The organism is Paenibacillus lycopersici (assembly GCF_010119935.1).
Lineage (GTDB): Bacteria > Bacillota > Bacilli > Paenibacillales > Paenibacillaceae > Paenibacillus_Z > Paenibacillus_Z lycopersici.
Genome location: NZ_CP048209.1, coordinates 3,551,129 through 3,572,239 on the forward strand (window position 1 = coordinate 3,551,129; position 21,111 = coordinate 3,572,239).

The window sequence follows — 21,111 nt, forward strand, 5'->3', positions numbered from 1 at the left end:
CATGGGGGAACTGGGAGAACTGGAGGAACGCTACGATGTGATCATCCGGGGAGGAACGGCCGTGCTTCCGTCCGGAGCGAGGAAGGCGGACATCGCGGTGAAGGACGGACGGATCGCGATCGTCGCGGACGCTGGCCTTCTTGACGGCGCAGGCCGTGCCGCGGAATCGATCGATGCGGACGGCCTGCTCGTCATGGCCGGGACCGTCGACGTCCATGTGCATGTTAACGAGCCGAATTTCGGTCATTGGGAAGGCTTCGCATCCGGATCGGCGGCGCTGGCGGCCGGCGGCTGCACGACTTACGCGGATATGCCGCTGAACGGCAATCCGCCGACGGTCGACGCGGATGCGCTGGCCTTGAAGGCGCGGATCGCCGAGGGCGCATCCGCCGTCGATTACGCCTTCTGGGGCGGGCTCGTCCCGGGCAACGCGGACCGATTGGCGGAATTGGCGGCCGCCGGGGTCGTCGGGTTCAAGGCGTTCATGTCGAATCCGGGCGGCGAGGGCGAGGGGCGATTCCGCGAAATCGGCCGCGAGGCGCTGCGGGATGGAATGCGCCGGATCGCGGCGTTCGGCGGCTTGCTCGCGCTGCATGCGGAGAGCGAGGCGATCACCTCGCGGCTCGCGGCGAAATTCGCGGCCGAGGGCCGGACGGGGGCGCGGGACTTTGCCGCATCGCGTCCGGCCGTGGCCGAGCTGGAGGCGGTATCCGTGGCGCTGGAGCTGGCGGCGGAGACCGGCTGCCGCCTCCATTTCGTGCATATCAGCACGCCGGAGGCGATCGACATGATAACGGCCGCCAAGCGGCGGGGCATCGATGTCACTGCGGAGACATGCCCGCACTACTTGACGCTGACGGAGGACGACATGGCGCTCGTCGGGCCGGCGGCCAAATGCGCGCCGCCGCTGCGCGGCGAAGACCGCAGGGAGAGATTGTGGTCCCTCCTGCTGGAAGGGGCGATCGATCTGATCGCATCCGATCATTCGCCGTGCCCGGAATCGATGAAGACGGCGCCGGGTCTGTCGTTCTTCGACGCATGGGGCGGCATCGCCGGCGCGCAGAACACGCTGGAGCTGATGCTGGAGGAAGGCTGGGTGAAGCGCGGCTTACCGCTGCCGCTGCTGTCGGCGGCGCTGTCGGCCAATCCGGCAAGGCGCTTCGGCCTCTATCCGCGCAAAGGCGAAATTTCGGAAGGCTTCGACGCCGATCTGGCGATCGTCGATCCGAACCGGCCTTATGTACTGACGCGCGAGGGGCTCTATCACCGGCATCCGCATAATCCGTACATCGGACGACAATTCACGTGTAAGGTCGTACGGACGCTGTGCCGCGGGAAGACGGTGTACATGGACGGAGAGGGCGTGACGCCCGGCGGCGGAATGCGGCTTACGGTTCCGCCTCGAATTGCGGGAGAGGGCGAAGCGCCGATCGAACGGACGATCGTCCTCCCGGCGCAGCCGGACGTCCCCAAGGCCCGGCCCGATGACCCCCATGCGCAGCCGGATGCCTCCAAGGCACAGCCGGATGTCCCCAAGCCGCAGCCGGATGTCCGCCAGGCGCAGCCGAATGCGCTTCCGGCGCAAACGCCTGCCTCCGCACCGGGGTTGAGCCGCCAGGCTTCGCGGCCATTGCCCGGCAACGGGGAGCGGCCGTCATGAGGGCGCCGCTGGACATGTCCGCCTTCGCGGAGCTCCAGGGGCTGCTTGATAAACTGGCCGTCTTCGGCGCCGAGGCGGGCGGCGGCGTCACCCGGCTGCTATATACGGAGCCGTGGCGGGCGGCCCAGCTGTTCCTGGAGGAGCGGATGCGGGCGGCCGGGCTCGAGACGCGCTTCGACCGCGCGGGCAATCTGTACGGGCGGCTGCTTGGCGCCGACCCGGCAGCGCCGGTCGTGCTGACCGGCTCGCATGTCGATACCGTCCGTTCCGGCGGCCGGTATGACGGCGCCTATGGCATAGCGGCCGGCCTGCTGGCGGTCGCCGCGCTCAAGCGAACCTGCGGCGCGCCGCTTCGCACGCTCGAGGTCGTGTCGCTTTGCGAGGAAGAGGGAAGCCGCTTTCCGCTCGCCTACTGGGGATCCGGGAATGCGACCGGCGTCTACGGCCTCGAAGACGGCGCAGGCATTGCCGACGCGGACGGAATTACGCTTGCGGAGGCGATGCGCGAGGCCGGCTTCGGCCTGGAGGCGCAGACGCCCTGTCTGCGCCGCGATATCGGCGCGTTCGTCGAACTGCATATCGAGCAGGGCATCGCGCTCGAGCGCTCGGGCCGGCGGATCGGACTCGTGGAGGCGATCGTCGGGCAGCGGCGCTATGCCGTCACGCTGACCGGAGCGAGCAATCATGCGGGCACGACGCCGATGTCGATGCGGGCCGACGCGCTGGCCGGCGCGGCCGAGATGCTGGCCCTGCTCGAGACGCGGGCGAAAGCGGCGGGCGATCCGCTCGTGGCTACGGCCGGCCGTCTCGAGGCGATGCCCGGCACGCCGAACGTCATACCCGGCGAGGTTCGGTTCACGCTCGATATCCGGCACGACGAGGATGCGATGCTGGAATCCTTTTGCCGGGATACGCTCGCCGCTTTCGCGGCCATTGCGCGAAGGCGGGGACTCGGTTTCGCGTCGCGTATCTGGCTGGCATCGAAGCCGGTGCCGATGGACGGCGGGCTGACCGGTCTCCTGGAACGCGCCTGCTTGGCGCGGGCTTACTCCTCGCGCAGGATGGTCAGCGGAGCGGGACACGACGCCCAGTTGTTCGCCGCCGTTTGTCCGGCCGCCATGCTGTTCGTGCCGAGCCGAGGCGGTGTCAGCCACTCGCCGGACGAATATTCGGCCCCGCTGCATCTGCAGGAAGGCGCTGCCGTCCTGGCGGACTGCCTGTACGAATTAACTTATGGACAGGAGTGGCAGCGATGAACCAACCGTTCGGCCTTGCGCCTTTCGACCGATCCGCCTACAAGGAATTGTCGCCTTCCCCGCGCATCATTATGACGCCCGGCCCCGTCGAGGCCGAGCCGCGCGTGCTGCGCGCGCTGTCGTATCCGATTCTGGGCCAGTTCGATCCCGAATTCACGCGGCTGATGAACGAATCGATGGAGCTGCTGCGCCATCTGTTCCGGACCGGCAACGAATGGGCATATCCCGTCGACGGCACGTCCCGCTCCGGCATCGAAGCGGTGCTGAACAGCTTGATCGAGCCCGGAGACCGGGTGCTCATCCCCATCTACGGCCGTTTCGGCCATCTGCTGCATGAGATCGCCCAGCGCTGCGGAGCTTCCGTGATCGTGATGGAACGGGAATGGGGCGGCGTCTTCGCCCCCGGGGAAATCGCGGCCGCCGTCACGCGGGAGCGTCCCGATCTCGTCGCGATCGTGCACGGCGAAACGTCGACCGGACGGTTGCAGCGGTTGGAGGGCATCGGTTCCGCATGCCGCGAAGTCGGCGCGTTGCTTGTCGTCGACGCGGTGGCGACGATCGGCGGCGTACCGATGGAGACGGACGCATGGCAGCTGGACGCCGTCATTGGCGGCACGCAGAAATGCTTGTCGATTCCGTCCGGCATGGCGCCCGTTACGTATAACGATCGCGCCGAACGCAAGCTGCTGAAGCGCAAGCGGATCGAGCGCGGCCTTCGCTCCGGCGCCGGCGATTCGCCTTCCGCGCGGCCCGTGCAAAGCAATTATCTTGACTTGAGTCAATTGCAGGATTATTGGAGCCCGGCCCGGCTCAATCACCATACCGAAATGACGTCCATGCTGTATGCGCTTCGGGAGGGCGTTCGGATCGCGCTGTCCGAAGGTCTGGAGGAACGATTCGCCCGCCACCGATTGCACGAGCGGGCACTGATGAGCGGCCTGCGCGCAATGGGGCTTGAGCTATACGGCGATCCCGGCTGCAAGCTGCCGGTCGTCACATGCGTCAACGTGCCGGACGGCATCGACGGCGAGCGGGTGCGCGAACGGCTGCTGCGCGGCTTCGGCGTCGAGATCGCCAGCTCGTTCGGGCCGCTGAAAGGGAAAATATGGCGAATCGGCACGATGGGCTACGGCTGCCGGCAGACGAACGTGCTTCATCTGCTCGGCGCGCTGGAGGCATCGCTGCTGCGCGAAGGCCGGAAGCTGCCGGCAGGCGAGTCCGTGCAAGCGGCGCTCGACGTATACGATGATCAGGCATGAACGCCTGTCACCAGGGAGGGACGAGAGTGACGGATAAACTGATCTATAACGGAACGGTGCTGCCGATGGACGCAGCGGGCAGCGTGCTCAAGCCCGGTTACGTGTACGTATCGGAAGACGAAATCAAAGAGGTGGGTCCGTGGCGCTGGGACGACGAACGGCTGCAGCGGCTTCGCGAGACCTGTCCGTACGTCTGCGACGCGGAAGGGAAGGCTGTCATTCCGGGACTTATCAACGCCCACACCCATTTGTTCCAAACCTATATGCGCGGCGTGTCCGACCATTTGCCGCTCGCGGACTGGCTGCGCGAAATTATCTGGCCCCTAAGCCTCGTCATGGAGCCGGAGGATTTCTATTTGGCGGGCCTCATCGGCTGCGTCGAAAATTTGAAGTCCGGCGCGACCTACTTGATGGACCACCATTACATTCATACTTCTCCGGATAATACGTCCGGCGTGCTGCGCGCGTTCGTCGACTCCGGCATACGAGGCCATCTCGCCCGCGGCGGAGCCGACTTGTCCGGCGAACGGCGGCTGCGCGAATCGGCGGAGGAGGTGTTCGCCGCGACGGACGATCTGCTGGACGATTGGGAAGGCGCGGCATCGGGGCGGGTAAGCATCGCGCTCGGCCCGCTTAATCTGTACGGCTGTTCGCGCGGATTTCTCGAACGCGCCGCCCGCTATGCAGACGAGCGAGATCTCATCGCCCACGTGCATGTAGCGGAGACGAGCGGTCAGATCGACAATACGCTTGAACGGTTCGGCTTGCGCAATCTCGAGCTGTTGAGCGAAGTCGGCCTGCTGGGCGAGCGCACGCAGGTCGTGCATGGCATATGGCTGGACGACGGCGAGCTGGAGACGATCCGCGACAGGCGGGCCTCGGTCGTGCATTGCCCGGTATCGAACATGTATCTCGCCTCCGGGATCGCGCGCGTGCCGGCTATGCGGCGGCTGGGCATCAACGTGGCGCTCGGCACGGACGGGCCCGGAAGCAACAATTGCCAAGACAATCTCGAGGTGTTGAAATTTACGGCCTGCCTTCATAAAGTCGATGCGATGGACGCGACGCTGCTGCCTCCGATGGATGTGCTGCGGATGGCGACGAACGGCGGAGCGAAGGCGATGGGCCGCGAAGCCGATCTCGGCAGTCTCGAGCCCGGCAAGAAGGCCGACCTCGTCGTCGTCGATCTGCTGAAACCGCATATCAGTCCGGTTCACCGCGCTTCCTCCGCCCTCGTATATAACGCAAACGGCAACGACGTGGAGCTCGTTATGGTCGGCGGCCGAATCGTCGTCGAAGAAGGGCGGTGCGTTCTCGTAGACGAACGGGAATTGCTGCGCCGCGCCCAGGCGCGCGTCGACGCGCTGCGCGCGAAGCTGGCGGCGCGCTATCCGGCGTTTCGTTCCGGTCAATAATTACACATCCCATTGAAGGACGGTGCTTCGCTTATGGCAAGACTGCTCGATCCCGTGCTGGAAAACGATTGGCATGCCGTGTATTTATCCTCCGAGCTGAAGGAGAAGCCGATCGGCATCACGCTGCTCGGCGAGAGGGTGGCGCTGTTCCGGAACAGCCGCGGCGTCCAGGCGCTGCGCGACCTGTGCATCCATCGCGGCGCGATGCTGTCCAAGGGCTGGATGAAGGGCGATGAGATCGTCTGCCCCTATCATGGCTGGCGGTACGACGGCGAAGGGCGATGCGTCTGCATTCCGGCCCAGCCGGCCGGGGAACGGATTCCGCCGCGGACGAGGACAATAGCCTACGCCTGCGAGGAGAAGTACGGTTTCGTCTGGATCTGTCTCGGCGAACCGGCGGGCAGCGTGCCGCATTTCGAAGAGTTCGCCGACCCGGCCTTCCGTCCGCTGCCCTGCGGACCGTACAAGGTGAAGGCGGCGGGGACGCGGGTGATCGAGAATTTCACCGATTTTGCGCATCTTATGTTCGTCCATCAGGATTTGCTTGGCCATCCCGACTACGCCGAGCTTCCGGACATCCAGGTCGTCAAGGAGCAGGACCGGATTTATATCGAGAACATTCCGATATTCCAGCCGGTCGCGCATTCGGGCTCGGATAAGCAGGATGGAACGACGTATGTCTATCGCAAGGAAGTATTCCGTCCGCTGTCCGGAAGGCTGTCGAAGACCGACCCCGGCAACGGCCAGACCCTGTGGATTCTGCTTACCGTCTCTCCGGTGGCGGAGGACGAATGCCTCGTGTTCATGTTGGTCTCTCGCAATTACGGCTTCGACGCGGACGACGCGAATTTCATCCGCTTCCAGGATATCGTCTTCGATCAGGATGCGCAGGTCATCGAATCGCAGAAGCCCGAGCTGCTGCCGCTCGACCTGCAGGCGGAGCTGAACCACCGGGTCGATGTCTTCTCGGTCGCGTACCGCCGCTGGTTGAAAGAACTCGGGGTAACTGTGGGGACTGTCTAATCATCCCGTGCCTATTCACGTCATATATACGTTATGTATGACGATTATGAGTTAGTTACATGTGATGCGCTTCGCAGTACAAGGAGCGAATAACAATCTATTCTCCGAATATTGTGCCGGATTACAAATCTAATGTAATATATATTGACCTGTATATGACGCACCCTCTATGATGAGCCTAGAAGCACAAAATAAAAAAAGAAGCTTGATGGAGGGGAGCATGACCATGAAAACTGTGAATGCGAAGAGAGGCGCCGCTTTAACCGCGATTATGGCTTTATCCGCCGGTCTGATGTCTGCATGCGGCTCGAACGGCAATGCAAGCGATTCTAACGGCTCGGGAACGAAGGAGCCGGTCAAAGCGACGCTCGTCCTGAACTGGTTCGCGGAGCCGGAGCACGGCGGGAATTTCGCCGCGCAGGAGAAAGGCTTCTACGCGGACGGCGGTCTCGACATGACGCTCATGCCCGGCGGTCCTTCGGTTTCGGCCACCCAAATCGTCGCTTCCGGCAAAGCGGAGTTCGGCATGGCGAACGCCGACGACATCCTGGTCGCGAGGCAGGAGGGCATTCCGGTCGTGGCGATCGGCACGGCGTTCCAGAAGAGCCCGCAGGCGCTCTTCTACCACAAAAATGCCGGCATCGACGGCTTCGGCGACCTGAACGGGCACAAGGTCTATGTCGCCTCGACCGCAAGCTTCTGGCTCTTCATGAAAAACAAATATAAACTGGGCGACGCGCAGGAAATGAAATACACCGGATCGCTCGTCAATTTCGTCAACGATAAGCAAGCGGTCACGCAGGGCTACGTCACTTCGGAGACGTACACGCTGCAGCAGCAAGGCGTCGAGTTCGACATGCTGTTGAACGCCGACTCCGGCTACAACGTTTATGCCGGCGTCTACTTTACGACAGAAGACATGATTAAGGACCATCCGGACGAAGTGAAGGCATTTATGGCAGCGACCGTGAAGGGCTGGGACTATTACAAAGACCACGCCGACGAGATCAATCCCGCCATTCAGAAGCAGAATCCGGACATGAGCCTCGATATGATGAAATTCAGCGCGGAGAAGGAGATGGACTTCGCGTTCGGCGGCGACGCCGCGACGGACGGTACGGGAACGATGAGCGAAGCGCGCTGGACGGAACTGCAGCAGCAGCTGCTGGACGTGGGCGTGCTGAAGAAGAAGGAAGATATCGGCAGTGTCTTTACGAAGGAATTCCTGCCAAGCAAATAAACGCATGCAATCAAACGGCTGCCTGCCGGAAGCGCCCGCGGGCAGCCGTACGTTCGCTATGAGGATCTCGCGAAGGCTACTGGAGAGGAGCGGTTGATATGCTGCAAACGCAACAGCCCGTACTGCGCAAATTTTATTATCCGGTCATGCCGGCGTCGATGCTGGAGGAAAGGCCGCGGAGCGTGACGATGTTCGGCGAGCCGGTCGTGCTGTGGCTGGATGAATCCGGCAAGCCGGCCGCCGCCGTGGACCGCTGCTGCCACCGTACCGCCAAGCTGTCGAAGGGGACGGTAAGCCGCGGCTGCATCGTCTGCCCGTACCACGGCTGGCAGTTCGACGGAAACGGCAAATGCACGTATTTTCCCCAGTCCGAGCTCGAGAACCCGCCGAAGGTTTACAAAATCAAAGCGTATCATTGCAAGGAGCGTTATGGCCACGTCTGGGTGGCGCTGGACGATCCGATCGCGGACGTTCCGGCTTTCAAGCGCGCGGACGAGCCCGGCTTCCGGCAAATCGAGGAATTCTATCACCCGATCGGCTGTTCGGCGCTGCGGCTGATGGAGAACTCGTTCGACAACGCGCATATCGCGTTCGTGCATCACAATACGTTCGGCGAGAACACCGACCCCGTTCCGGCGGAGATGGATATCGCGCCGTTCGACGGCGGGTTCGATATGCATGCCGAGATTCGAGTCACGAACAAGCTGAACAGCGTCGTGAAAGTCATCGACACCGAAGAGAAGGAGACGACGCGCAGAACGCACTCCCGCTGGTACATGCCGTTCATCCGCCAGACCGACATTACGTACCCGTCTGGGCTTATTCATTCGATCGTGACCTGCGCGACGCCGATCGACGACGGAAGCTGCATGCTGACGCAATTCGTCTTCCGCAACGATACGGAGGCGGACGTGCCGGCGGAGAAAGTGATCGCCTTCGACAAGGCGGTCGTCGACGAGGACATGGCCGTGCTCGAATCGACCGAGGCGAACGTGCCGCTCGACCTGAAGCTGCGCCTGGAGACGCATATGCATTCCGACAAGCCCGGCCTTCTCATGCGGGAAATGCTGCTGGACTTGCTGGAACGGTTCGGCGAGCGGGAAGTGCTTCCGCAGTTCGGCACGCCGCAGGTATACAAGATTGAAGTGAAACAATGATCTGGCGGCCAGCCGCATCCCCGTTCCCCGGCTTAGACAGCTCCAGCAGTTTGACTCACATCGCATAAGGAGAGATAGGCAGCAGCACTGTCTGCGAATCGCATTGAATCCGGACAGGAGATCCGCTATTCGCCTGTTTTCATGGCTTTATTAATGCTCGCGGACATAGTCCGTTGCCCACGAAGACGATCCGGCCGGCATGGGCAATATCGAAGAACCGGGTACTTTCTCGACAGCAGGAGCGTGAAAAGTGAAGCTTGAGAAATCAAGCTTCTTTTGGTTGTTATTCCGGTCATATATGTCACCGGCAATAAAACCGATCAAGCGTTATAGTAGTAAAGGGGATCGTGAGGATAAGTGAAATCTTGGGCTGCCGCAGTCACGCTTTCGATGGTATAAGTCATTGTAGCGGAAGGATCGCGCGATGAATGTGATGTCCACTAGAAACGCAGCTCGGTTCGGTTAGCAGGACCGCGCCATTCCCCGTAGAGGAGATTCAACGGATCTGTGCGACAATCGGGTTCGAGCCGCTAAGCTTAAGCTTAGCCGCATTTGCCAACAGATGATAAGAATCGCAAGCTTTGTTCGCCTATACTAGCATACGAGGGGAGGGATAATGTGGATTGGCTTCATCGAATGAACCGCGTCATTGCATATATCGAAGATCATTTGACCGAGGACATACGAATGGAGGCGATGGCGTCGATCGTCGGCTGCTCGACATACGAGTTCTCCCGCATATTTTCGTTCATGACCGGCATGCCGGTCTCGGACTATATCAGGCGGAGACGGCTGACCCAGGCCGTTTTCGACATCCAGAACGGAAACGGGAGAATAATCGATGTTGCGCTCAAATACGGCTATGAATCGCCGGGGACGTTCTCCCGTGCGTTCAAGGAGCTGCATGGGCAAACGCCGCTGTCGGCGCGGAAAAGCGGTGTTTCCTTGAAGACCTATCCCCAGATCGCCTTCAAACTCACCATCAGGGGAGTGAATGAGATGAGATTTCGGATGGAAACCAAGCCGGCTTTCCAAATCATCGGTTTTGCCTGCGGCGGAGACAGCGAGGACTGGCGTTCGTTCATGAAACGGTATAACGCGAGGCTGCTGAACGGAGAAGGCCTCGCCAGCTACTATCAGGCCCCTTACTGGCAGGTGGGGGCGTACAAATTCAGCGCAGCCGGGCATGAACCGGCCTGTATCATCGGAGCGGAACTCGGAGATAAGCCTGCGCTTGACGGCATGGATGTGGAGGGGATTCCCGCGGCGCTGTGGGCGGTATTTACGATTACGTCTAAAACCGGTTTCGCCGAGGCTGGGGAAGCGTATGCCCGCATTATGACGGAATGGTTCCCGGTGAGCGGATACAAGCGAAATCAACAGGTGCCGTCCCTGGAGGTATACGGCCCGGGCGACGCTAATTCGGACGCGTATGAATGGGAGGTGTGGATGCCCGTGCTGAACAAGTAATCGGGCAGATCGATGCAAGTCTCGCTCTGTGCGAGTCGAACAATTCTTCCTTCACGGAAGACGCTTTTTTAACTTAATTGCTAAAGCCTATCATCGAAGTGAAGGATCGTTCGTTTACCGTGCTGTTAGGGCCGTCGGGCTGCGGAAAGACGACTGCCTTGCGCATGATTGCCGGCCTGGAGGAGGTTAGCGCCGGACAGATTTACATCGGCGACCGAAATGTCACCAAAACGGAGCCCGGAGAGCGAGGGATTGCCATGGTCTTCCAAAACTATGCCATCTATCCTCATATGACGGTGCGCAACAATATAGAATTCGGCTTGAAAACATAAAAGTATCCAATTTAGACGCCAAATTACGCAACCAGATGCGAGGCGAGCTGATCGAGCTGCACCGGGACTTGAAATCCACGTTCGTATTCGTTACGCATGATCAAATCGAAGCAATGACGATGGCAACCGATATCGTGATCTTCAATCATGGACGCGTCATGCAGCAAGGTACCCCCAAGGAAGTATACGAGAATCCGGCCAACCTGTTCGTGGCTACCTTCATCGGCGATCCCCGCATGAATACGATTGCTCTTCCGGGCATGGGAGCGATCGGGTTTCGCCCGCAGAAAGCGAGGCTGACGAAGCCGGCCCGTTTCCGAGGCATACAGGCCGCCGGGATGATCGTGACCAAGGAAATGCTCGGGATGGATCACTTGTATCACGTGGCTGCGGGCTGTAGCACGATCATCATGAAGACGGAAGATGATTTGAACGTCGGCGAGTCCGCCCGTCTCTATGTATCCGGGCACGACCTGTACTATTTTGATAGCGAAGAGCAGCGAACGAGAGACGAGGCGTTTATCGAATCCGCCTTGAACCGGATCGCAGCGATGGAGGGCGTCATTGTGACTCGCAAGCAATTGGCCGGCAGCGCGCATGGTTAACAAGCTCCTTCGCAACCCGTATGTGCTTATCGCTCCGGCGGTCATTCTCGTATGGGAGAGCTGTAAGCCAGCTCTCTCTTTTTATTATGGAAGGCACGCGGCCATCATTTCACTCCGCTTTCGCTGCGTTTCGATCATTGCCACGCCAGGCAGATCACAGCAGCCTGCTGATAATCCTAAGGCACAGTACAAAAGCAAAGGAAAATGCGGCCGGTGGCCGCGCGAGAGATGCCGGCGCGGGCGGGCCGCATATGCCGCCTTTCAAGCTCATTCGGGGCTGTAACGAAGCCGTCATCGCAGCCAAACGCATCGAACCTGGTCGTGCAATGGCGGCTTTTCTCGTTCGAGAACACCGGCCCTCCGGGCAAATCCTTGCACGGCCAGAACCGGATGCGGTGAACCTGGCTTCGACGGCTTCGTTATACGAATGATTGGCTCCTTGAAAACTACATAAGAAGCTACTCGCGAGGGCGGCTTATGCCGCGATCCAGAACGTATTGAATGATCGGTTCATGCCTATGCCGGAATGGCCCGAAGACGTGCTGGGGCGCTCGAGTTATTGACAGAATATTGCGCTTATTTTATAGTGAACGTAATGAACAATGACCAAATGCGATGAAGAGGACAAGTAGGTCGGAAACGCCATTCAGAGAACTGCCGGTCGGTGCGAGGCAGCGGATATCCGAATCCAAAAATCACCTCGGAGCTGGCCCCCGAATCAGAGTAGACGGGCCCGGGATTCTACCGTTACACAGAAGCATCGTTGTTGGACGATGGCTAAGAGGGCGTTTGATGCAAACGCCAATCAGGGTGGTAACGCGGAGCAGCTCCGTCCCTATCGGGACGGAGTTTTTTTGCGTCTTCATCATCTACGATTAAATTGGAGAAAGGGTGATATGTCCATGCAATTCAAGCTGTATACGGATGTGCATGCGTTTTACGACGCTACCTATGATGTGCTGATGCGTCATGAAGCGCAAAATTTGATTCCTCTCGGCAATATTATCATCGGGCATGAAGGAAGAGACAAAACAGACTGGCGTGATCCTGTCAATTGGCTTATGGCAACGGTTTCGGATGCCGAGGGCATACGATTGACCGCCATAATGACACCGCCGCACAATATTACGCTGTATGCAACGGATAATAGCATTAACCCGGAAGCCGTAAACTGTCTGATCGAGGAGCTGCTAGACCGTGAAATTCCAGGCGTGCTAAGCGAAAAAAACTTGGCGGAGTATTTCGCCAAAGCCTACGCCTTGCGCAAGGGAATAACGTTCAAAACAACCATGAACCAACGTATATATGAGCTTACGGCAGTAAACCCGGACATTCAGCAGGCCGGTAGCGTTCGATTGCTGGATGAAAAGGATATTCACTTTTTCCCGTACTGGGCCGAAGCATTCTATGCTGCGGCAAGTTATGGCAGAACGGAAATGGCCATCCCGCAAGATGCTGAGCCGTACCTCTACCGGATCGCATCGAAAAAACTGTATATTTTAGAGGTTGACGGGAGACCCGTTTCTATGGCGGGATATACGAGAGTCATGCAGACGGCTGTTGGCGTGGCGTTCGTATATACCCCTCCTTACGAGCGCGGAAAGGGTTACGCGACATCCATTGTGGCGCAAATCAGCCAACTTGCATTGGATAAAGGATTTACGAAGTGCGTCTTGTATACGGACTTGGCAAATCCCACATCGAACAGCATCTATCAAAAGATCGGCTATACTCCCATTTGCGATTCGCTCCAGTTAAAATTCGACCGGCAGCATGATGCGGACAGAACTTCTGTTACTTGAGAAAACAAGAACATAATGCAATAAAGATACGGCGGCGCGTTAGGGTAAAGCGCCGCCGTTTTTTCGTGAACCGATACATTGCGGAGTCCGCAGGCATTATTTTTCTATTTTAAATACGAAGATCAAAATAATACAAGATTTCGCTAAACGATCCGATATAATAAGATTCATGAAAACGCTTTTATGGCGGACGATCGTTCGGTGTCGAAACGTTTTCGCACATACATCTTTTTTACGAATCGAAACACCTTGTAAGAGAAAAGGGAGGATTCACATGAAAAAGTGGGCAGGCATTACCTTGACGGCCGCGCTGACGGTCGGCGTTCTTGCCGGTTGTTCCAACGGTTCGGACAGCGGAGGGAGCAAGGATACCTCCGGAAACGGCGCTTCCGGAAACAATTCGTCCGGCAAATCAACGCCGGGCAAAACGACCACGATCGACTTCTGGCAGCTGGACGGCACGGGAACGCAGGACTTCTACGTGACGCTGATCAAACAATTCGAGAAGGACCATCCGGATATTAAAGTCAAAATGGCGAATATTCCGGAAGACGGCTTCTTCGAAAAGCTGAACGCGGCCTTCGCGGCAGGCAAAGGGCCGGACTTGTGGGGCGGCTGGTATTCCCCGGATGAGTTCGAGCGCGGCTATATCGCGCCGCTCGACGAATTCATCGCTCGCGACCAATACGATATGGACAAGTATTTCCAGCCGGCCACGGCGCTTCGCCTGAAAGGCGCGGACGGCCATTATTACGGTCTTCCGCGGGATATGTCGAACGCGGTCATCTACTACAACAAGGATCTGTTCGATAAATACGGCGTGCCGTACCCGACGTCGGATTGGACGCTCGACGATTTCCATGAAGCCGCCAAGAAACTGACGCATCCGGACGACGGCATTTACGGCACGGACCTGTTCGCGAGCGACTTCAACGCGATTACGGGCAACCCGATCATCTGGAACATGGGCGGGGACGTGGCAAGCGACGACGGCAAGAAGGTCAAAGGCTACGTCGATTCTCCCGAGATGATCAAGCTGTTCCAATACGCGCAAACGCTGTCCAAAGAAGGCGTCAACGCGCCGTCCTCGGTCATGCAGACCGCGGGCGACCAAGGTCCGTTCTCCGGCGGCAAAATCGGCATGTCCCTCGGCTTCCTGTGGGGCTATAACGATATTAAGAAAGCAGGCTTCAAGGCAGGTGCCGTCGGGTTCCCGAAAGACGCCGGCAGCGCTAATAATTTCGCCTGGACCGAAGAAGTCAGCTGGTACATGAACAACAAGAGCGAGAAGAAGGACGCGGCATGGGCGTTCATGAAGTATTTGTCCAGTCCGGAAGTCGGCAAGCAGGCGATCGATACGAATTTCATGTGGGGACCGCCGATGCCGAGCGTATGGGAGGAGAAGGGGCTGGAGCAGGACGAGCTGCTCAAGGTATTCCTCGAGCAGGCGAAGCTGACGACGAAGGCGCCTTCTTACGACCGCAACCGGACATGGAACGAGGTCGGCTCGATGTTCACGCAGGCCTACACCGACGTCGTAAATCCGGTAGACGGCAAAACCTACAAGGATCCCGCCGAAGTGCTGCCTAAGGTGGCGGACGAGATGCAGGCCAAGATCGACGAGCTGCTCTCGCAGCAATAAGCTTGCCGCGCGTAGTCATAACGTTTCCGCCCTGTGCGCCTAAATCCGGCGCACGGGGTTTGTTTTCCTAACTGAACAGGGATGTGATCGCATGGTAAAACTGCTTGAGAAAAACCTGCTGGACCCGGAGACGGACATTCATTACGCCTATCACAAATCGATCTCGAATATTACCGACATGCACGACCATGACTTCTACGAGCTCTTCCTGGTGACCAAAGGCTCCGTCTTGCATCTGATCAACGGCAAGAAAGAGCTGCTCGAAGCGGGTACATTGTGCTTCGTCAGGCCTTCCGACGTGCATTGCTACGCCGGGGACGGCAACCGTCCGGTCGAGCTGTTGAACCTCGCGTTCTCGCCCCGAATGGCAGAAGCCATGTTCGGCTACCTGGGCGACGGCTTGGACGCGGAAGGGCTGCTGAGCAGCCCGATGCCGCCCGTCAAGCAGATCGGAACCTATCAGACGGACATCATCCGGGATAAGCTGCATGAAATCACGGTGCTTCCGGGCATGCAGAAGAAGCAGATCCGCTCGGAGATCCGGGTGTTTACGGCAGATATCTTCATGAGCTGCTTCTCCGATCGTCCGGAGGCCGCCGCAACGCTTACCGTACCCGATTGGCTGGTCGACCTGGCGAACGAAATGCGCATCAAGGAAAACTTCGCGGAAGGCCTGCCGCGGCTGTACGAGCTGTCCGGGAAAAGCCCGGAGCATCTGACCCGGGTCGTCAAGAAGTGCTTCGGCAAAACGCCGACGGAATGGATCAACGAAATTCGGCTGCAGTACGCGGCCAACCTGCTCGTGCAGACCGACGACGCCATCGTCTCGATTTGCATGGAAGCCGGCTACGAGAATTTGAGTCACTTCTATCACTTGTTCAAAGAACGATTCGACAGCACGCCGGCCAAATTCAGGAAGGGCAACCGCAAAGTGGCGATACCCGCATCGAAACAAGCGGGGCCGTCCGTGTACGAGCTGATGGAATATCAAAATAGAACAAAGGCGCGTACCGTCTGAAACAAGAACGGCGGCGAATCGTTCCCTATAATGAAGATAGCAGGAGTCAAAACGATTTTACACACGTTCACGCACGAAGGGAGACGGTCCGCGATGTCCAAATTGACTGCAGAAGAAGTAACGTTTTATCGCGAGCAAGGTTATCACTTATACAAGAAGCCGGTATTCTCGGCCGAGAAAATGGCGAGGCTGACGGCAATCTTCGAAGAGCAGCTGGCCGAGAAGGGCGCCAAGCTGTCCGACGAGCTCGACACGCCGCATTTCCGCGATCCGCGCCTGCTGGAGTTTCTGCTGGCCGACGAAGTGCTTGACCTGGTCGAGCCGCTGATCGGTCCCGACATCATTCTCTGGTCCAGCCACTTCATCTGCAAGGATCCGTTCACGGGGCGCCAGACGCCTTGGCACGAGGATTCCGCGTATTGGAACGGACGCTTCGACAAGTACGACAACATCGTCACCGTCTGGCTTGCGATCGATCGCAGCAACAAGGAGAACGGCTGCATGCGAGTCATTCCGGGCACGCATCATAACGGCTTCTCCGAATACGAATCGGTCGACATGGCGATCAACACGTTCCACGCGACGATCAAGAACCTCGACGAATCGGCGGCGGTCTACTTCGAGCTCGAGCCCGGCGAATGCTCGCTGCACGATTCCCGCATCATCCACGGCGCGACGGCGAATACGAGCCCGCACCGCCGGTGCGGCTACACGATGAGATTCTTGTCGGCCGATACGAAGGTCGTGCCGGAGAAGAACGAGAACTGGCAGATCTTCCTGGCGCGCGGACAAGACCGCGCCGGCAATCAATACGTGAACGTCGAGTAAAGCCTTCGTTGACAACGCTTTACCGGAAGGGCGCCACGTCCTTCCCTTTGCGGTTTCGCATGTCCGTTTGCGTAAACGTTTTGACAATTCTGATCACAATTCATTCAAGGAACGGGGGCCCGTCATGGCCAAATCGATTATGAGCAAGGCCGAACGCAGGGAGGAAAGACTCGGTTTTCTGTTCATCTCCCCTTGGCTGATCGGATTAGTCATCTTCGCGGTATTCCCAATCGCCGCGTCGCTGATCATCAGCTTCATGAAGTGGGATATTTACCAGTCGCCGTCCTGGGTAGGTTTGGATAACTTCAAGCATCTGTTTCACGACAAGCTGTTCTACAAATCGCTGCGCGTCACGCTTGTCTACAGCGCCTTCGCGATTCCGCTCGGCTTGATATTCGGTCTGGCCCTGTCGCTGATGCTCAATCTGAATATTCGCGGCATCAATACGTACCGGACGCTGTTTTACCTGCCGTCGGTCATCTCGGGCGTGGCCATCGCCATGGTTTGGAAATGGATCTTCAATAGCGATTACGGCCTGCTCAATTACCTGCTCTCGCTCATCGGCATCCACGGCCCGAAATGGCTAGAGGATCCGAACTGGATTCTAACGACTTACATCATCATGAGTCTGTGGAGCATCGGAGGGAGCGCCATCATCTTCCTGGGCGGCTTGCAGAACATTCCGGGCCATCTCTACGAGGCGGCCAAAATCGACGGCGCCCGGCTCTTGCAGCGGTTCTCCCGGATTACGCTCCCCTTGCTGACGCCAACGCTGTTCTTCCAGCTTCTCATGGGCATCATCGGTTCGTTCCAGGTGTTCACGTCCGCGTTCATCATGAACGGACGAGGCGGCAGCTCGAGCGGCGGCGGACCGAATAACGAAGGGCTCTTCTACATGCTGTACCTGTACCAGAAGGCGTTCAAAACCTTCGACATGGGCTACGCGTCCGCAATGGCTTGGGTCGGCGGGATCATTTCGTTCATTCTGGCGATCGTCGTCTATAAGTCGCAAGGCAAATGGGTGTTCTACGACGCCGAAGACAATAACGGAAAGGGGAAAACGGCATGACCTACCGCATTCGCAAACTCGGCGGTTCGACCCTGGCGCATCTGGTGCTGGCAGCCTTGTCGATCGTGTGCCTCATTCCGTTCCTGTGGATGATCTCCACTTCGCTGAAGACGAAAGCGGGCATGTGGGAATTTCCGCCCAAGTGGATTCCCTCCCATCCGCTCTGGCACAACTATCACGACGCGTTCACGCTCGCTCCTTTCGGCACCTACATTACGAACACGCTCACGCTTGAAATTCTGACGATCGCCGGACAAGTCATCTCGTGCACGCTCATCGCGTACGGCTTTTCCCGGTTTCGCTTCCGCGGCCGCGACGCGCTGTTCTTCCTGATGCTGGCGACGATGCTCATTCCCGAGCAGGTCTTGATGATTCCGACGTTCCTGTTCTATAGCAAGCTGGACTGGATCGATACGTACTTGCCGCTCGTCGTCCCGTCCTTCTTCGGCAACGCGTTCTACGTGTTCCTGATGCGGCAGTTCCTGCTGACCATCCCGAAGGATCTGGACGAGGCGGCCAAGATCGACGGCGCGAACGAGTTTCAAATCCTGTGGAAGGTGCTCGTGCCGATACTGCGCCCGTCGCTCACGATTATCGTCGTCTATACGTTCACCGGCGTCTATAACGATTTTCTGTCGCCGCTCATCTACCTGAATTCGCCGGAGAAGTTCACGCTCGCCATCGGTCTTGCGAACTTCGTCTCTTCCCGGTCGACGGAATGGAATCTGCTCATGGCTGCCTCCACGGTCATTCTCCTGCCGCTGCTCATCATCTATTACGTCGCGCAGAAGAACCTGATCGGCGGCATCGCCAGCTTGGGCATCAAGGGTTAAGGAAGGAGGGAAGACGTTGAAAAAGACCGCCTTGCTCCATTCCGGGCTTTCGCAGCTGATCGCATCGCTCGGCCATACCGACCGGATCGTCGTCGCGGACTGCGGGCTGCCGATCCCGCGGCACGTGAAGCGGATCGATCTTGCGCTCGTGCAAGGCATACCCGGCTTCGTCGACACGCTGCGCGCGATCCTAAGCGAGCTCGCCGTCGAGAGCGCCATCGTCGCCGAAGAATGGACGGCCGTCAAGGGCGCGGTGCGATCGGAGGCGCTCGAGCTGTTGGGCGACGTTCCGATAACGGCTATCCCGCATGCGGACTTGAAGCGGCTGATCGCGGAAGAAGCCGTCGCGGTCGTTCGGACGGGCGAGAACACGCCATACGCGAACGTGATCCTGCAGGCCGGCGTCGCGTTCGACATCTGATTGCGCGAAGAGGAGAGAGAAGACATGAAAGCTGCTGCTATATTTGGACCCGGCGACGTCCGGGTCATGGACATCGCCAAGCCGTCGCCGGGTCCCGGCGAACTGCTGATCGAGGTGAAAGCGTGCGGGCTCTGCTCGTCGGAGCTCGGCATGTGGAACGATCCGAATTTCAAGACGGCGGAGCCGATCTTCTTCGGGCATGAAGTGAGCGGCATCGTCGTCGCCTTGGGCGAAGGAGCCGGGCGCTTCGCGGTCGGCGACCGGGTGACGATCTTCACCGACCGGGGCGGATACGCCGAATTCGTGTCCGTGCCGGAGGAATGGGCCATCAAGCTGGCCGACCACGTGCCGTTCGATTGGGCGCTCGGCGAGCCGATCGGCTGCGCGATGAACGGCACGGCACGCTCCGGGATAGAAGTCGGCGACACGGTCGTGCTGATCGGCGTCGGTTTCATGGGCGGGCTGATCCTGCAAGGCGCGCGCCTTAAGGGAGCCACCCGCATTATCGCGGTCGACACCCGGCCGGAATCGATCGAGCTGGCAGGCAAGCTCGGCGCGGACGCGGTCATCGACGCGACGAAGGAAGACGCGGTCGCGCGCATTCTCGAGTTGACGGACGGCGAAGGCGCGGACGTCGTCATCGAAGCGACCGGCAAGCAGGGAGCGCTCGATACCGCGACCGAAGCGGTGCGCATCCGCGGCCGGCTCGTCATCTTCGGCTACCATCAAGGAGGCAAGCGCATGATCGACGTGCAGGCCTGGAACTGGAAAGGACTCGACGTGATCAACGCGCACGAGCGCGACCCGCAAGCGTATTTGAAAGGCATTCGCACGGGAATGAAGCTGCTCGAATCCGGCCAATTGGCCATCGCGCCGCTGCTCTCCCATTACTACGGGCTGCAAGACATTAACGCCGCTTTCGAAGCGGCAAAGGGCAAGACGGAAGGGTTTCTGAAAGCAGTCATTACATTCGAATAGACGAAGGGGAACGTACACGATGAGAAAATTGAAGGTTGGACTGGTTGGACTCGGAGAAGTGGCCCAAATCACGCATTTGCCGATTTTGGAAAATTTGGCGGACCGCTATGAAATCGCGGCGCTTTGCGATATTTCGCCGACACTGCTGCAGGTGCTGGGCGAGAAGTACCGGGTGACGAATTTGTACACGGATTATAAGGAGCTTGCGGCGCAGGCGGATCTCGATGCCGTGTTCGTGCTGAACAGCGACGAATACCACGCCGATTCCGCGATTCAGGCGCTCAAGAACGGGAAGCATGTCCTGATCGAGAAGCCGATGACGCTCAATCGCGCCGACGCCGACGCAATGATCCGGGCGCGCGACGAGGCGGGCGTGCAAGTGATGGTCGGCTACATGCGCCGCTATGCGCCTGCATTCACGGAAGCGCTGGAGGAAATCAAGACGCTCGGCCCGATCCAATACGCGAAGATCCGCGACATCATCGGCCCGAACCGCAAAATCATCGACCAATCGAGCACGGTGTACCGCTTCGGCGATATCCCCGGCGACAAGATGGATGAGCGCTGGACGCGCCGTTCGGCGATGATCAAGGAGGCAATCGGCGACGTGCCGCAGGATATCTATAACGCGTACGGGCTGCTGGCCGGCTTGAACAGCCATGACCTGTCCGCGATGCGCGAGCTGCTCGGCATGCCGAAACGCGTCGTCTCGGCGACGCAGTGGAACGGCGGCGGCTACATTACGGCCACCCTCGAATTCGACGGCTATTTCGCCACCTTCGAGACGGGCGTGGACGAGCAGTGCCGTTTCGACGCCTCGATCGAAGTGTTCGGCAAATACAAGCAGCTGAACGTGAAGTACGACACGCCATACATCCGTCATCTGCCGACGACGCTGGAAGTGAAGGAAACGGTCGGCGAAGCGTATCATGAGTACGTCAAGCGCCCGACGCTGAAGGATCCGTATACGGTCGAGCTCGAGACGTTCTATGACGTCGTAACGAAGGGGATCGCGCCGAAGACGACGCCGGAAGACTACAAGCAGGATCTCGAATTGTTCAAAATGATCGCGGACGCGCTGCTGGCCAACGAGCAATAACCAG

Annotated in this window: 17 protein-coding genes, 1 pseudogene and 1 other annotated feature; all 18 genes and pseudogenes read left to right on the plus strand. The window is 59.0% G+C overall.

Annotated elements, in window-relative coordinates; translation table 11 throughout:
• Nucleotide 1: 1 nt before the first annotated feature.
• Nucleotides 2-1,660, plus strand: a complete 1,659-nt coding sequence (gene allB / locus GXP70_RS15780; RefSeq protein WP_225442436.1) for an allantoinase AllB — start codon at nt 2-4, stop codon at nt 1,658-1,660.
• Complete coding sequence (allC, locus tag GXP70_RS15785; RefSeq protein ID WP_162357707.1) at nt 1,657-2,916, plus strand: allantoate deiminase; 1,260 nt, start codon at nt 1,657-1,659, stop codon at nt 2,914-2,916. The genes allB and allC overlap by 4 nt, the downstream gene beginning before the upstream one ends.
• Nucleotides 2,913-4,175: a pyridoxal-phosphate-dependent aminotransferase family protein gene (locus GXP70_RS15790; protein ID WP_162357708.1), complete on the plus strand. Its 1,263-nt coding sequence runs from the start codon at nt 2,913-2,915 to the stop codon at nt 4,173-4,175. The genes allC and GXP70_RS15790 overlap by 4 nt, the downstream gene beginning before the upstream one ends.
• Before the next feature lie 26 nt (nt 4,176-4,201).
• Nucleotides 4,202-5,590, plus strand: coding sequence for an amidohydrolase family protein (locus GXP70_RS15795; RefSeq protein ID WP_162357709.1), 1,389 nt, complete (start codon nt 4,202-4,204; stop codon nt 5,588-5,590).
• A gap of 33 nt (nt 5,591-5,623) precedes the next feature.
• On the plus strand, nt 5,624-6,613 hold the full coding sequence (locus tag GXP70_RS15800) for an aromatic ring-hydroxylating dioxygenase subunit alpha (RefSeq protein WP_162357710.1): 990 nt from the start codon (nt 5,624-5,626) through the stop codon (nt 6,611-6,613).
• A 226-nt stretch (nt 6,614-6,839) separates the two neighbouring features.
• On the plus strand, nt 6,840-7,853 hold the full coding sequence (locus GXP70_RS15805) for an ABC transporter substrate-binding protein (RefSeq protein ID WP_192043361.1): 1,014 nt from the start codon (nt 6,840-6,842) through the stop codon (nt 7,851-7,853).
• A 98-nt stretch (nt 7,854-7,951) separates the two neighbouring features.
• Nucleotides 7,952-9,010: an aromatic ring-hydroxylating dioxygenase subunit alpha gene (locus GXP70_RS15810; RefSeq protein ID WP_162357711.1), complete on the plus strand. Its 1,059-nt coding sequence runs from the start codon at nt 7,952-7,954 to the stop codon at nt 9,008-9,010.
• 618 nt (nt 9,011-9,628) lie between these two features.
• Nucleotides 9,629-10,480, plus strand: a complete 852-nt coding sequence (locus GXP70_RS15815) for an AraC family transcriptional regulator (protein WP_162357712.1) — start codon at nt 9,629-9,631, stop codon at nt 10,478-10,480.
• A 92-nt stretch (nt 10,481-10,572) separates the two neighbouring features.
• Nucleotides 10,573-11,054, plus strand: a pseudogene (locus GXP70_RS29865) (ABC transporter ATP-binding protein); the annotation flags it as partial.
• Between the two features lie 969 nt (nt 11,055-12,023).
• Nucleotides 12,024-12,257, plus strand: a binding site (T-box leader).
• 62 nt (nt 12,258-12,319) lie between these two features.
• A complete protein-coding gene (locus GXP70_RS15825) occupies nt 12,320-13,219 on the plus strand; it encodes a GNAT family N-acetyltransferase (protein WP_162360506.1) in 900 nt (299 codons plus the stop codon).
• A 274-nt stretch (nt 13,220-13,493) separates the two neighbouring features.
• A complete protein-coding gene (locus tag GXP70_RS15830; protein WP_162357713.1) occupies nt 13,494-14,861 on the plus strand; it encodes an ABC transporter substrate-binding protein in 1,368 nt (455 codons plus the stop codon).
• A 91-nt stretch (nt 14,862-14,952) separates the two neighbouring features.
• Nucleotides 14,953-15,879 carry an AraC family transcriptional regulator gene (locus GXP70_RS15835; RefSeq protein ID WP_162357714.1) on the plus strand — a complete coding sequence of 309 codons (927 nt, stop codon included), beginning with the start codon at nt 14,953-14,955 and terminating at the stop codon, nt 15,877-15,879.
• Between the two features lie 93 nt (nt 15,880-15,972).
• Nucleotides 15,973-16,707, plus strand: a complete 735-nt coding sequence (locus tag GXP70_RS15840; protein WP_162357715.1) for a phytanoyl-CoA dioxygenase family protein — start codon at nt 15,973-15,975, stop codon at nt 16,705-16,707.
• 124 nt (nt 16,708-16,831) lie between these two features.
• Nucleotides 16,832-17,776, plus strand: a complete 945-nt coding sequence (locus GXP70_RS15845) for a carbohydrate ABC transporter permease (protein ID WP_225442437.1) — start codon at nt 16,832-16,834, stop codon at nt 17,774-17,776.
• Nucleotides 17,773-18,609, plus strand: a complete 837-nt coding sequence (locus GXP70_RS15850) for a carbohydrate ABC transporter permease (protein ID WP_162357716.1) — start codon at nt 17,773-17,775, stop codon at nt 18,607-18,609. Before GXP70_RS15845 ends, GXP70_RS15850 begins: the two co-directional genes overlap by 4 nt.
• 16 nt (nt 18,610-18,625) lie before the next feature.
• Complete coding sequence (gene rbsD, locus GXP70_RS15855; RefSeq protein WP_162357717.1) at nt 18,626-19,030, plus strand: D-ribose pyranase; 405 nt, start codon at nt 18,626-18,628, stop codon at nt 19,028-19,030.
• 24 nt (nt 19,031-19,054) lie between these two features.
• Nucleotides 19,055-20,008 (plus strand): zinc-binding dehydrogenase, encoded by a 954-nt coding sequence (locus GXP70_RS15860; RefSeq protein WP_162357718.1) that lies wholly within the window; start codon nt 19,055-19,057, stop codon nt 20,006-20,008.
• A gap of 19 nt (nt 20,009-20,027) precedes the next feature.
• Nucleotides 20,028-21,107, plus strand: a complete 1,080-nt coding sequence (locus GXP70_RS15865; protein WP_162357719.1) for a Gfo/Idh/MocA family oxidoreductase — start codon at nt 20,028-20,030, stop codon at nt 21,105-21,107.
• The last annotated feature ends 4 nt before the right edge of the window (nt 21,108-21,111 follow it).